Genomic DNA, 13496 nt, shown 5'->3' on the forward strand with positions numbered 1-13496 from the left:
AACAATTTAATAAAAGGTGCTTAAGGCGCCTTTTTTATTGTCAAAATTTGGCTTAGGTTAAATAAGGAATGAGGATGACATTAGAAGCAGTATTATTTGATATGGATGGCACATTAGTTGATTCAGAAAGCATGCACTTTGTATGTTGGAATAAACTACTTAAGCCTTATGGTGTTAGTTATTTAGAAAATGATTTTTGTCAGCGCTTTTCAGGACGACCCACTTTAGAAGCTGCAATCGAAATTAAGCAAGAGCATAACTTATCAGTAAGCGCACAGTTTTTAGCGGATGAAAAATACCGTTTATTTGGCGAATATGTAATAACACATTTACCACCACTAATGCCGTTTACAGAGCAAACGTTAAAAGCTGTAAAAGCGAGTGGCTTAAAAATGGCGCTAGTAACGGGCAGTGCTAAAAGTGAAGCTATGCCAATACTTAAAGGTTTAGGATTTTATGAGCTGTTTGACACGGTGGTAACAAAAGACGATGTAACTAATCCTAAACCTGCTGGAGACCCATATTTACTGGCACTTAAGCAGATAAATATACAGGCAGGCAATGCAATTGCTGTCGAGGATACATTTACCGGCGTTACGGCGGCCAACAACGCCTTGTTACCTGTTATAGCCATTGCTAATAGCCACACAAAAGATCACGATTTTAGCCAAGCTACCTATAAAATGAGTAACTTAGATGAGTTTTGGCAATGGGTGCAATCTCAACTATAGTTTAAGCCAACTTTTACTTGCTTGGATGCGCTAATGTTTACTATTAAACACCTGCTTTTAATTGTTGTTGTACTTTTTACGCAATGTATAAGTGCAGCACAACCCTCTGTTTTACTGGCTAAAGTATATAACGAAACTAAACATTACGATGTAAGTAAGTATTTAGTCAGTGAAAAATATGATGGCGTAAGAGCTATATGGACCGGCACGCAGTTTGTTACTCGCAAGGGCAATATTATCAATGCGCCGAGTTGGTTTACAGCGCCATTGCCAAATGTATGGCTTGATGGTGAGCTATGGACCAAGCGTGAGCACTTTTCTGCGCTTAGTGGCATAGTAAGAACTAAAAAACCTAATAATCATGATTGGCAAACTATTACTTATAAAATATTTGATATGCCAGATGAAAATCTGCCTTTTAGCACTCGTTATAAAAACTATAATGAGCTTATTACTAGCCTAAACTCGCCGCATATTAGCGTTGTAGTTCAATATAGCTTTACTAATAATGAGCAGCTCACAGAGTATTTTGAAAACATAACTAAGCAGGGTGGCGAGGGCGTAATGCTTCATTTGGCCAGTGCTAAGCACAGCAATGGTCGAAGCAGTGCATTACTAAAATTAAAACCTTATTTAGATGCAGAAGCGGTTGTGATTGCGCATTTACCAGGTAAAGGAAAATACCAAGGTATGTTAGGGGCATTAAGGGTAAAAACAGCACAAGGGCAGGTGTTTTCTATTGGTACTGGGTTTAGTGATGCAGAGCGCTCCACGGCGCCTGAGATAGGTAGCACTGTAACGTACCGATTTCATGGATTAACAAAAAACGGTTTACCGCGTTTTGCTAGTTTTTTACGAGTAAGAGATAGTTTATAACATTTATAATTTTTACAAAGTGTGCTAAATTGCGCGGCCTTTTTGGTAATGTGTGGTGAAGTATGTTTGTAGGTTTTGATTACGGTAGTTCTAATTGTGCTATGGGTGTAATGAGCGAGGGTAATGTTCAATTAGTACCGCTAGAGCAAGGAAAACATTACTTACCGTCTACACTTTACACTCATCACAGTGCCTTGGTTGTTGACTTTGTTGCTAAGCATTTACATGGCACAGCCCATGAGCATGACTTTTTAACACAGCGCCAAGCATTATTAAATACCTTACCTCGTATTAAGTCAGACCTTGATTTACAGCCTTCAGATGAAACCCTATTTATTGGTCGTGAAGCGATTAGCGAGTACGTGCAGTTCCCTGAAGAAGGCTACTTTGTTAAGTCCCCTAAATCATTTTTTGGCGCAACAGGTTTAAAGCAAGGTCAAATTAACTTTTTTGAAGATATCGCAACCGCGATGATCTTAAAAATTAAGCAACGCGCTGAGCTCTCTTTAGGTAAAACACTTACACAAACAGTGATTGGTCGCCCAGTAAACTTCCAAGCTGTGGGTGGTGAGCAATCAAATCAACAAGCGGTCGGTATTTTAGAACGCGCTGCTAAACGGGCTGGTTTTAAAGATGTAGAGTTTTTATATGAGCCACTTGCTGCGGGTATCGATTACGAGAGTGATTTAACTCAGGATCAAAAAGTACTCGTTATTGATATTGGTGGTGGTACAAGTGACTGCTCGTTTGTACAAATGGGCCCGAGTTTTAGAGGAAATAGCCAGCGCGATGGCGATTTTTTATCTCACAGTGGTAAACGTGTTGGCGGAAACGATTTAGATATTGCTTTGAGCTTTCATGGTTTAATGCCGTTATTGGGTTTAGGCAGTACGTTTAAATCAGGTCTACCTTTGCCTAATCAAGCGTTTTGGCAAGCGTGTAAAATTAACGATGTAAACTTACAAAGCCAATTCTATAGTGAAAGCCATACCCGAGAGCTAAATGCACAATTACGTGATGTAAGTGCACCTGATCTTTATAAGCGTTTAATACATTTACAGCAAAACAAGCAAGGTCATCAGTTAGTACAACAAGGTGAAGCGGCTAAAATAGCACTTTCATCAGCTAGTGCGTTTGATTGTGATTTAAGCTTTTTAGATAGTGGGCTGAATAAAAATGTATCGGTAAGCGATTTAGCTGTTGCCGTTGAGAGTAGTATTAGCCAAATAGTTACTTTAGCAAAACAAGCAATCAGCGACGCTGCGACCACGCCAGACATTATTTACTTAACAGGCGGTAGTGCACAGTCACCATTGATTAAAGCGGCTTTAAGTGAGCACTTAGGTAATATAAAAATGGTTAACGGGGACCACTTTGGTAGTGTAACTGCTGGCCTGACTAAATGGGCCAGCATGCTTTATAAATAACCTAGATTACAATTGAGGTTTAAAGATCTATTTGTCGGGTTGCGAGGTATTTTTCGTAATCTGGCAATGTACGTTCAAGCTCTACATCCATAAGCGGTGAGCTTAATAACATATCTGCACTCACTTCATTACACGCCACCGGAATATTCCAAACAGCGGCTAAACGCAGCAGTGCTTTAACATCAGGGTCATGAGGCTGTGATGCTAATGGGTCCCAAAAAAATATTAAAACATGTATCTCATGTTCAGCTATTTTAGCGCCAAGTTGTTGATCGCCGCCCATAGGACCACTTAAAAGCTGAACTACATCAAGTCCCGTGGTTTTTTGAATTAAATGCCCGGTAGTACCTGTGCCATATAAAGTGTGCTTACTTAGTATTTCTTTGTGCTTTTCACACCATAATTTTAATGCTGCTTTTTTACCGTCGTGGGCAACTAAAGCAATATTTTTTTGTGCGGGAAGAGATTGTGTTTTTTGTTCCATGCTGATTCTTTTTTATTAGTTAGCTTAAACTCTGGGTAATAAATCTCTTAACCAAAGTGCAGGTTAGTTAAAATAATAGATTGATAGCAAGGGCTATAAATACAATGCCGGTGATCCTATCAATCCAAAGTTGGCTATTTGGGTTACGTCTAAAAAACTGTGCAATTTTGTCGCCAAAATAAATATACGTGCAGTCAATCGGAAAAGCAAAAATAGGGTAAAGCAAGCCAAAAAAAGCGAGTTGAAAAGTAGCAGATGAAAGCGTTGGATCTACAAATTGCGGAATAAATGCAATAAAAAACAGCGCCACTTTAGGGTTTAGCACTTCAGTCATCATGGCTTGAAACATGACATTACTTTTTTTACTGGTACTTATATGCGGTTTATCGGTTTGCTTGCCTTCAGATATAGGCTCTGGCTGCTTTAGCGTGCCTTTAATCATCATAAACCCCAAATAACATAAGTATGCTGCGCCTGCATATTGCACTGCGGCATAGGCACTTGGGGAAGCTTTTAGGACTGCGCTTAGGCCTACAACAGCAAATAGAGTATGAATAACCCCACCTAATGCAAAACCAAAAGCACTTTGCATACCGGCGCTTCGACCATTAGCAAATGTTTGTGCCATCAAAAATGCATTTGATGGCCCAGGTGCTACAGCCATTAAAAAGCTGGCTAATAAAAACGAGACTAAAAAATCAGGATTGATCATTGAGCGCTTTTAGTTGGGTGTAAAGTATGAGCTTTTTTGCTCATTAAAATAAGCCAAAGCGGAACTAGCAATAATAAGTGAAAAGCAATTAACCACGGTGTACTTAACCCTAAATATTGGGTTAAAACAACGAGTATACTCGCGCCACTCATTTGCATAGCACCAAGTAATGCCGAGGCTGTGCCTGCTTGTTTAGGAAAGCTCGACAGAGCCATACCTGCAGCTGAGCCTAAACTTAGAGCAAAGCCTAATGCTGCAATTAAGATAGGTAACATAAGCGCAAATGCCGTTTCTATACTGCTAAGGGCTAGCATTAAAACGCCTGAAAAAACCAGTACACTCACACCGACACGCAAAGCACGTTGGCTATTTCGTTTAATGTACGTTGGTAAAATAAAACTAGCGACAATACTTATTACGGCATTTAACGTAAACCAAAAAGTAAAGTCGGCTACAGTGCCGCCTAAATGCGTAATAAGCCAGCCTGGAGCTAGCGTCACATAAACTAATATTGCCGACATTGAGACCATGCAAATTAGGCTATTAAACAAAAATACCGGTGTTTTTATAATAGGTGTAAAGCGACGTAAATCTAAAATATGCCCCTGATAATGGCTATCAGCAGGACGAGTTTCTCTAAAAAAGAATAGCGTAACAACAAGCCCTACAATGGCAAACGCGGTTAAAAACATAAAGTTCATACGCCAGCCAAATTGTACGGTAAGCCAAGCTCCTAAAATAGGTGCCATTGCCGGAATAAAGCACACAATCCCGTTAAGGTAAGTGATCATTTGTCCACTTCGTTCGCTCCCATATTTGTCACGTACTATCGCAAATGCGACAACAAATGTGGCACAGGCTCCAAAACCTTGAAGGGCACGTGCAATCATCAATACTTCAAAAGAAGGCGAGTAATAGGCAAGTAATGCTGAGCCTGCATATAAACTTATACCCACTATAGCCACTGGCTTTCGGCCAAACCTATCGGCCAAAGGCCCCGCAATTAATTGGCCTAAACCTACTGTTAGCATAAAAATAGCAACGGTTTGCTGAACTTGTTGTTCTGTAACTGCAAATTGTTCTGCAATAGTAGGAAAAGCGGGTAAGTAAATATCGATTGCCATAGGGCAAAATATAACGAGTAACGCTAGGATAAGTAACAAAGTCATATTAGGTTTAGCGGGCTGTGTTTGCATTGAGTCTCCTTTTGCCGAGTATTTTAGGTGGGCACTCGTAAAAAAGAAAGGGCTTATGACCCCTGCATAGGTTGTCATTTTTATTTTTTGATTGGATTAAGCTAAAAAGGCAGTGTAAATGCACTTTTTAAAACTGGTCTGATGTGTTAATTTGAAAAAAGTAACTGTTGATGGAAAATAATAATGAGTAATAAATCTGCACTTGTACAAACATGGCATAAATTTAAGCGCCTACCTTTTGGGAATTGGCTTTTTACTAAAGCTGTTTGCTTTAAAGCGCCATATTTTGGTTCAATGAAACCTTACGTGCTCGACCTTCGAGAAGGGCATTGTAGTGCGTTGGTTAAAAATCGTCGCAGCGTTCATAATCATATTGGAACTATTCATGCTATTGCGCAGTGTAACTTAGCTGAATTGTGTGCAGGTGTAATGGTTGATGCAACAGTGCCAGTTAAAACGCATCGTTGGATCCCAAAAGGCATGACAGTTAGGTATTTGGCTAAAGTAGATACAGATGTAAGAGCAGTCGCTGAAATTGATTTACCGCATAAGTGGATTGATAAAGAAGACTTAGTAGTACCGGTTAAACTGTATAATACCCGCAATGAGCTTGTTTTCACTGCAGATATTACAATGTATATTACTGAAAAAAGGTAGCTTACGTTAAGCTGATTCTACTTAGTTTTTATCAGCGGCTTGTTTATTTACAAACGATAAGTCGCTGCCATCTTCCTTCAACAATGCTTTAACTTCTTTTGCGGGTTTAAGCTCTTTCGAAATTAGTTCAGGCTCTTCTTTTTCAAAGCGTTGCTTTAAACTGCCTTCAATTACTGCACCTGCATCAATACTCAATGTATCGTGAAACACATCGCCATGAACATGAGCGCCACTTTGTACCTTTACTTCACTAGCATTAATTGACCCAATAACTTTGCCTTTAACAATAACGCTTTTAGCTTCAACAATACCTTCAACAACACCCGTTGAGCCAATAACTAAATGCTCCACTTTTATATCGCCATCAATACGGCCATCAAGCTGTACTTCACCTTGGCTAACTAAAGTGCCTGTAAGGCGTACGTCTTCAGAAATAATAGACGGCGTGTGATTCACTCTTTTTAAATTAGAGCTAACTGTTTTTTGTTTTTTTCTACCAAACACGAGAAAGCGCCTTTGTTATTTTTAGAGGATTGACTTGTTTATCATTAAGTAATACTTCGTAGTGTAAATGAGTACCTGTACTTCTGCCGGTACTGCCCATTAGGCCGATTACATCATGTTTAGTGATTGATTGACCTTTCTTTACTTTAATTTTATTTAAGTGTCCAAATCGAGTTACTAAGCCATTTTTATGTTCAAGCTCAATAAAGTTACCATAACCACCATTACGACCGGCACGAAGCACTACAGCGTCTGCTGGGGCAAATATCTCGGTTTTATGCCAACCTGCTAAATCAATCCCTTTATGAAAAGCATGATTACTATTCATAGGATCTTTTCTAAGGCCAAAATTACTCGAAATATAGTATTTAGCTTTAGCTAAAGGCAGGGTGTTTGGTAGCTCAGTTAAAAAGTTTTCTAAATTATTTAATATTAATAACTTATCAACGATGGCTAAAAAGTGGCTTGGAATTTTTGTTTCGTTAAATGTATCAAGTGGGCCACCTTGTGCGGTTGTTTGGGCGCTTAATATTAGGTGTTGCTCAAGCGCAGACTCAATTCCTGCGCCTTTGACCATAGCTAAAATGGCTTGGTGACGTTCACTAATTTGGTTATCTAAATAGGTAAAGCTTTGCTCATAATGATTATTTAAGTTGGCCACTCTTGTTGCGAATGTAATTGGAGCGATTAACTGCGCTTGTTTACCTTTTTGATTTTCATCGACTAATGGCTCATGAAACTCATTGCCATTTTCATTGATTGGTACGTCAAGTTCTGTATCAAGCTTAATGACATCTTTGCTAATTGAAGCGGGAAGGGATTCTATCATGCTTTGCAGTAGTGCCTGCTTTTGCTCAAGTATCGCAAGTTGTTCTAGCTGCGTTGCTTGAAGAGCTTGCTGTTCACTGACTTTTTGTTGCCAAAGTGTTTGCTCGTTTATTTGACTTTGTTCTATGTCAGAAATTTTATTTGTTTGTGTGTAAACACGAAAGCTAGAAATACTCAGCCAAGTGAAAGTGACTAAAATAAGCAATGCTACAAGAAGTTGAAACCAAGGTGCTAAAACAACGTGCTTAACTTCGCCATTTTGACGAATAAGTAGCTGTCGGGCTGGGAAAAATTTATGATAAAAAGACTTTATAAATACTGACATGGCATATAAACACTGGCTATTAACCGAATTAAGATAGCAATTTGAGTTAAAAAAGCTAGAAAAAAATTGTAACTGTTCAAAAATTAATAAAAAAGGGCTGCTTTTCACAAGCGGCCCTTTTGTATTTAATTTATGGAAATGTATTACTTTGTAGGTAGTACAGTGCTCTCTACTGAGCCAAAACCTATACGTACATAACCTTCTTTTTCACACCAGCCACGCATAATAACGTTATCGCCATCTTCTAAAAAGCTACGTTGTTCGCCATTGCTTAACGTAATTTTTTCTTTACCGCCACGAGATAGTTCAAGTAAAGAACCCGCTTCTTCGTGCGTTGGACCAGACTGAGTGCCCGAACCTAACATGTCACCTGGCATAAAGTTACAGCCATTTACTGTGTGGTGAGTAACCATTTGTGCCACAGTCCAGTAAGAGTGCTTAAAGCTAGATGTTGATACACGCGTTGGGTTATGGCCTTCGCTACGCATTTTTTGCGTTTGAATTTTAACATCCATTTGAATATCAAAAGCACCTTGGTCGCGATTCGCTTTTGATTCTAAATAGTCCATAGGCTGCGGATCGTTTTCATCACGCGTCCAGCTTGTTCTATAAGGCGCTAGCGCTTCGGTTGTAACAATCCAAGGCGATACAGTTGAAGCAAAGTTTTTAGCTAAAAATGGACCAAGCGGTTGGTATTCCCACGCTTGCAAGTCACGTGCTGACCAATCGTTAAATACACAAAAGCCAAATACGTGGTTTTCAGCATTTTCAATCGCGATTGCATCGCCCAGTGCATTGCCTTTACCTAAGTAAATACCCAGCTCTAGTTCGTAATCAAGGCGCTTACAAGGACCGAATGATGGCACTTCTGCATCAGGCGCTTTAGTTTGGCCTTTAGGGCGATGAAATGTTTGACCTGATACGTCAATAGATGAAGAACGACCATGATAACCAATAGGTACCCATTTATAGTTAGGTAGTAATGGGTTATCAGGGCGAAACAAACTACCCACAGCAGTAGCATGATAAATAGAAGTGTAAAAGTCGGTGTAATCGCCGATACGACAAGGCAAAGAAAACTCTATATCAGATTGTGCTACAAGCGTATCGCTAAGCGCTTGTTGGTGCTCAGAGCCTGCTCGTAGTGCTTTTGAAAGCGCTAAACGCAGTGCTGACCAATACTGCCCCCCTAAACCCATAAATGTATTTAGAGTTGCTTCACTTGCTGCATCAGCGGCTGTTTTTGCGTCATCTTTTAAAACGTTTAATTTGCTCAGTTTTGCTAAATCAATTACTTGGTCGCCAATTGCAACACCACCACGAAAGGCCTCATCAGACCCTTTACGACGAAACTCTGCAAACGGTAAGTTTTGAATAGGGAAGTCACAATTATCAACATTAGCTGACTCTACCCAGCTGGTTAAATTAATATCATGGGTTTCGTTAATTAGGCTCATTACATTTCCTTTGGATTTTACTGTATGGCGACAAGGTATAGTTTATTTAATCATACTTGTACTCAGCGCAATACTTTTTAAATATTAAAACGACAAAAAGCAGCGAAGTTCGCTGCTTTTAATTTACTCAAATATTTTATAAAACGCCGCGACGCTCTTGGTCGCGTTCGATTGATTCAAATAATGCTTGGAAGTTACCTTCACCAAAGCCACCATCATCAACGCGTTGGATCATTTCTATAAAGATTGGACCGAATAAGTTTTTAGAGAAAATTTGTAATAAATAACAATTTTCACTTTGGCTATCTACGAGTATCTGGTGCTTACGAATTTTTTCTTTATCTTCAGCTACCCAAGGTACTCGGTCAAAAATAGTATCGTAGTACTCTGGGATAATATCGAGCGTTGCAATTGTTGATTTATCAAGCTTATCAAGAGAACTTACTAGGTCATCTGTTAAAAACGCTAAATGTTGAACGCCTGGGCCGTTGTACTCACCAAGGTATTCATCAATTTGGTTGTTATCGTTACCTTTACCTTCGTTTATTGGAATAGAGAAGGTGCCACAAGGTGATTTTAGTGCATACGAAATAAGCGCTGTTTTTTGACCTTTAATGTCAAAGTAGCGTACTTCTGTAAAACCAAATACGTCTTTATAAAAGTTAGCCCATTTTTCCATGGTGCCTTTATAAACGTTATTGGTTAAATGATCGATTCGGATAAAGCCTTTATCTTCTACAACATTTTGCGTTTCTAAATCTTCAAAATCACTTTCGTAAATAGTGCCTTTGTCGCCAAAATTTTCAATAAAGTAAATTAGGCTGTCGCCAATGCCATAAATTGCAGGGTAAGGCATGTTTTTATGTGTTGAATCAGTAGCTGGTTTTGCACCACGCTCTACTGCAGTTTCAAATGCTTTTTGCGCATTCTCAACACGCCAACCCATTGAACAAATAGCAGGACCATGGCTTTTAGCAAATTCTGCAGAAAAACCTTCACGCTCGTTATTCAGTAAAAAATGAATATCGTTTTGGTTGTAATAAACAATGTCTTTACCTTTGAATTTTTTAAGCTTAGAGAAGCCAAAATCAGTAAATACTTTATCCATATAATCAGCATCAGGTGTTGCGTACTCGGTAAATTCAATACCGACTAAACCTAAATAGTTATTTACTTCACTCATTATTATTACTCCCGCAATTAAGCACTGCGATTATGTGTTGTTGTCATATTGCAGTAGATAATCAACCAGATTTTTGATTTGGGGAAGGGGGAGACACTATTTAGTGTGTAGTGTATGTGTAAATTTTATAGGACGGTTATTATAAAGTTACGTGTTTGTAATACAGTTAAATAAAATGAAGTTATACGCCATAGGATTGAATAGTGGTTTTCATTCTTAATATGTTGTTTTTAAATAACAAAAAGGAGGGTTCACCTGCGTGAAGCCTCCTTTTAGAATGAACAAGCAAAAGCTTAGTTGTATTTAATTATTTACACTTTTAGAGTTGCTACCAAAGAACTTGTTACGTTGCTCAATCCATTGGTTTGTTTTTATCGCTGGCGCAGCTTGATAGTGACGTTCAATCGTTTGATTTAACACTCGCGTCGGTTGCTCAAAGGACAACTTTTGTTGTGCGCCGCCCATACTTTTAATTTCACCGCGAGTCATAGCACGACCAGCATAGAGTAATGCATTTAAGTAACCAGGTCGGGTTTCGTAGTTGTTATCTGTAAATAACAGGATTGTTTTATCAAGTGCCCATCGACGGTTTATCTCACCTTCTTCTTTAACACCTTCGAGTTCACCATCTACGTATATTTCAAATACGCCATTTGTTGGTGCGGCATAAAATACAAAGGCAATACGATGCCAGTTACCTGGTTCAGTATCGCCAAAGTATCCACTATTGCTGGTTGCTTCACCGTACCCACCGTCTGGGCTTGCGAATATATCTGCGTCATCTGTATCGTAGTTTTCGGTATCGGCTTGGATTATTGCGCGGTAAATGTCGTTTGTTTCCAATGGCCAGTTTATATCCATAACTATTGTGTAGTCAGACACTAACCCGTCATCTTTAAAATCACCATTTGCAGCTGTGTTTAACGTAATTAATAGGCCTTCTGTTGGGGAGTGACGAGTAAAAGCCATTACACCAGAAGGACCATCAGTTAAATCGGCAATATTAAGATCAGTGGTTGTCTCATAGCGTGTATCTTCTGGGCCCCAACCGTCATTTTCTGGGTCAAAGTAGCTTAAAACAGATGGGCCTGAGTCTGGAGTTAGTGGGTTTGTTGGATCGTCAAAGTTCCAAGTTGTTATATTTGCAACATCTTGGCAAGCATTAAGCTGTGTGTCTGTATCAAGGTGAAGACATTGAGTTGTTCTAAAGCGCGCGTATTGATCAAGTAGCCACCATGCTTCGGCAATTGGCTTTAGATCATTAAAAGTAACACTGCTAAAAAATAAATCTGGATTAAGTGCCGGACCTTTAAATAAAGCGACATTATAATTTGTCGTTACTTGAATATCTTCTGGCTTTAACACAAACCAATCGGGTTGGCTGGCAATCATTGTGTTTAAATCAGTGCCTGTAACGGTTACTTGATACAGTGAATTAAAGCCAGGTGTGTTTGAAGGCTGTCTTTCAACATAAAATGCTTTGTGAAAATCTTCTTGTGTAACAGTGCCTGGCGTCCATCTTTTTTGTACAAGTTCAGGGTTAAGCAGCGCTGCGTTAATTGAGCTTGAATGTTTAGTTGCAAGTGCAGTAATACCCGCAACTTCAAAATCACTCGGATAGTTTTCTGAAATGGCAATTTCTGTATCAGCATCGGGTGCATATCGGCCCATTATTTCATCGATGGCTAGCTTGGTTTCTTCGTCAGGTTCTATAGATGTTCGCGTATCTACATGTTGATAATCGTAACGACTTAGTGCTTTATCTGCAGTATTAAATACTAAATTTAAATCGGTGACTCCACGAGCATAAAATTCTGGTTGAATGACTAAAGCATTATTTTCAAGCTCTATAAAGTCTTCACCACCATGAGTATGCCCACCAAGCACTAAATCTATACCGGGCACATTGGTTGCTATCTCAACGTCAGTTCCTTTACCTAAGTGGCTTAGCATTATCATGTAATCAACATCACCGTTGTATTGGCTTACAATACTTTGTGCGATTTGTTGCCACTTCCAACTCATTTTAAATTGTTTTATAAAGTCAGGAATAGGGTCATCTTCAATTGGCTCGTCAAGTTCATCCCATGGTACTGACGTCATCCCAAACACACCCAATGTTATGCAGCCAACCTGTACTTTAGCAAAGTCCACACCGCCAAAGCTCTTATTTTGCTCTCCCTCAAAGCGGGTATTACTTGCAAGTACAATGGCATTATCGTCTTGTGAAAACTCAAGTAGCTTTTCAGGACCCCATGCATAGTCATGATTCCCTAAAACACGTAAATCAAAAGCCATTAGCTTTACGGTTTCATCAGAGGCTAAGCCTTGTGATATTTGCTCTGCAACGGTCCCTTTTTCGTAATCATCGCCACCATCGGTAAATAATGTATGCGAAGATTCGCTTAGCGCTTTTTTATAATAAGCTTTAATGCGGCTAAAATATTGTTCCTGATACCCAAAGCGAGCATGCATGTCGGCAACGTGAACAAATCGTATAGATTGCTCTGTTGCATTTGCATCACATGTAGGGCCAATATCAGAAAATGCGACAGTACGTTGCATTTCTATTGCATAGCTACCTAGTTGGTCTACTTGTGCGCTAACAAAGCCTTGCGATACCGTTGAATTAGTAATACTTGACCAAGAATTGCCGCTCAAACGAGCAATAGTTAATTGGCCTCCTAATACATAGTCGTCAGGTATTTTTATGGTGATTGTCATTGGGCTAGAAAGTTGAAGTGTATTCGGGGTAAGCGTATGTATATCTGAAATGATATTTTTTGCTTGATTATTCTCATCAAGGACTAATTTTTCGTAGGTTATTTCAGTATCGCTAGCCACTATTTCCCCAGGGGCATTGATAGTAAAGTTACCTTCATCTAATGACGTTTGTAAGCCATTAGCATTGGTAATAATTAAGCCACTAGGCTCAGGCTCTACAGGATCATTTGGATTTACTGTAATTTGATCTTCGGCCCCACCACAGGCAGATAAAAAAATAAGGAGAAATGCTATTAGAGTGGCACGTAATAATGTTAATGAATGCATATACTGCTGTCCCTGAGTCTATTCAATAATCAATCAGGACATAATATCAGTTAACGAGAGTGGGG

The 13496-nt window shown here is 39.2% G+C and carries 12 protein-coding genes; 4 read left to right on the forward strand and 8 right to left on the reverse strand.

From position 1 onward, the window contains the following. The first annotated feature begins 74 nt into the window (after window positions 1–74). From GQR52_RS15550 to yegD, 3 genes are all read left to right on the forward strand, one after another. Window positions 75–731, forward strand: coding sequence for an HAD family phosphatase (locus tag GQR52_RS15550; RefSeq protein ID WP_165729035.1), 657 nt, complete (start codon window positions 75–77; stop codon window positions 729–731). Between the two features lie 33 nt (window positions 732–764). Next, complete coding sequence (locus tag GQR52_RS15555) at window positions 765–1607, forward strand: DNA ligase (protein WP_024593562.1); 843 nt, start codon at window positions 765–767, stop codon at window positions 1605–1607. Between the two features lie 62 nt (window positions 1608–1669). Then, window positions 1670–3034, forward strand: coding sequence for a molecular chaperone (gene yegD, locus GQR52_RS15560; protein WP_165729036.1), 1365 nt, complete (start codon window positions 1670–1672; stop codon window positions 3032–3034). A gap of 19 nt (window positions 3035–3053) precedes the next feature. Here the strand turns inward: yegD and GQR52_RS15565 are convergent, their stop codons facing one another. The 3 genes from GQR52_RS15565 to GQR52_RS15575 form a co-directional block, all read right to left on the reverse strand. Continuing rightward, window positions 3054–3518: a methylglyoxal synthase gene (locus tag GQR52_RS15565; RefSeq protein WP_002958191.1), complete on the reverse strand. Its 465-nt coding sequence runs from the start codon at window positions 3516–3518 to the stop codon at window positions 3054–3056. Between the two features lie 67 nt (window positions 3519–3585). Further along, window positions 3586–4230, reverse strand: coding sequence for a LysE family translocator (locus tag GQR52_RS15570; RefSeq protein WP_165729037.1), 645 nt, complete (start codon window positions 4228–4230; stop codon window positions 3586–3588). After that, complete coding sequence (locus tag GQR52_RS15575; protein ID WP_165729038.1) at window positions 4227–5426, reverse strand: multidrug effflux MFS transporter; 1200 nt, start codon at window positions 5424–5426, stop codon at window positions 4227–4229. The genes GQR52_RS15570 and GQR52_RS15575 overlap by 4 nt, the downstream gene beginning before the upstream one ends. Before the next feature lie 183 nt (window positions 5427–5609). On the opposite strand from GQR52_RS15575, the gene GQR52_RS15580 reads away from it, so the two are divergent. After that, the gene (locus GQR52_RS15580; RefSeq protein ID WP_007581322.1) at window positions 5610–6083 is read left to right on the forward strand and encodes a hotdog fold domain-containing protein; all 474 of its coding nucleotides are present in this window, start codon (window positions 5610–5612) and stop codon (window positions 6081–6083) included. 21 nt (window positions 6084–6104) lie between these two features. Here GQR52_RS15580 and GQR52_RS15585 read toward each other — a convergent pair whose 3' ends face one another. From GQR52_RS15585 to GQR52_RS15605, 5 genes are all read right to left on the reverse strand, one after another. Next, complete coding sequence (locus tag GQR52_RS15585) at window positions 6105–6587, reverse strand: polymer-forming cytoskeletal protein (protein ID WP_007581324.1); 483 nt, start codon at window positions 6585–6587, stop codon at window positions 6105–6107. Beyond that, entirely contained in the window at window positions 6577–7740 is a 1164-nt protein-coding gene (locus GQR52_RS15590; protein ID WP_165729039.1) for a M23 family metallopeptidase, read from the reverse strand. Before GQR52_RS15590 ends, GQR52_RS15585 begins: the two co-directional genes overlap by 11 nt. Before the next feature lie 143 nt (window positions 7741–7883). Next, the gene (fahA, locus tag GQR52_RS15595) at window positions 7884–9197 is read right to left on the reverse strand and encodes a fumarylacetoacetase (RefSeq protein ID WP_165729040.1); all 1314 of its coding nucleotides are present in this window, start codon (window positions 9195–9197) and stop codon (window positions 7884–7886) included. Window positions 9198–9333: 136 nt separating this feature from the next. Continuing rightward, window positions 9334–10380, reverse strand: a complete 1047-nt coding sequence (hppD, locus tag GQR52_RS15600) for a 4-hydroxyphenylpyruvate dioxygenase (protein ID WP_010555129.1) — start codon at window positions 10378–10380, stop codon at window positions 9334–9336. A 303-nt stretch (window positions 10381–10683) separates the two neighbouring features. Then, window positions 10684–13431: a metallophosphoesterase gene (locus tag GQR52_RS15605; RefSeq protein WP_165729041.1), complete on the reverse strand. Its 2748-nt coding sequence runs from the start codon at window positions 13429–13431 to the stop codon at window positions 10684–10686. Window positions 13432–13496 lie beyond the last annotated feature (65 nt).

This window comes from Pseudoalteromonas sp. 31A1 (genome assembly GCF_011378815.1).
GTDB classification, from domain to species: domain Bacteria; phylum Pseudomonadota; class Gammaproteobacteria; order Enterobacterales; family Alteromonadaceae; genus Pseudoalteromonas; species Pseudoalteromonas arctica.

Excerpts from the sequence above, each read along its gene's own strand:
- GQR52_RS15550 (WP_165729035.1), top strand. The coding sequence starts at position 75 with ATGACATTAGAAGCAGTATTATTTGATATGGATGGCACATTAGTTGAT.
- GQR52_RS15555 (WP_024593562.1), top strand. The coding sequence starts at position 765 with ATGTTTACTATTAAACACCTGCTTTTAATTGTTGTTGTACTTTTTACG.
- yegD (WP_165729036.1), top strand. The coding sequence starts at position 1,670 with ATGTTTGTAGGTTTTGATTACGGTAGTTCTAATTGTGCTATGGGTGTA.
- GQR52_RS15565 (WP_002958191.1), bottom strand. The coding sequence starts at position 3,518 with ATGGAACAAAAAACACAATCTCTTCCCGCACAAAAAAATATTGCTTTA.
- GQR52_RS15570 (WP_165729037.1), bottom strand. The coding sequence starts at position 4,230 with ATGATCAATCCTGATTTTTTAGTCTCGTTTTTATTAGCCAGCTTTTTA.
- GQR52_RS15575 (WP_165729038.1), bottom strand. The coding sequence starts at position 5,426 with ATGCAAACACAGCCCGCTAAACCTAATATGACTTTGTTACTTATCCTA.
- GQR52_RS15580 (WP_007581322.1), top strand. The coding sequence starts at position 5,610 with ATGAGTAATAAATCTGCACTTGTACAAACATGGCATAAATTTAAGCGC.
- GQR52_RS15590 (WP_165729039.1), bottom strand. The coding sequence starts at position 7,740 with ATGTCAGTATTTATAAAGTCTTTTTATCATAAATTTTTCCCAGCCCGA.
- fahA (WP_165729040.1), bottom strand. The coding sequence starts at position 9,197 with ATGAGCCTAATTAACGAAACCCATGATATTAATTTAACCAGCTGGGTA.
- hppD (WP_010555129.1), bottom strand. The coding sequence starts at position 10,380 with ATGAGTGAAGTAAATAACTATTTAGGTTTAGTCGGTATTGAATTTACC.
- GQR52_RS15605 (WP_165729041.1), bottom strand. The coding sequence starts at position 13,431 with ATGCATTCATTAACATTATTACGTGCCACTCTAATAGCATTTCTCCTT.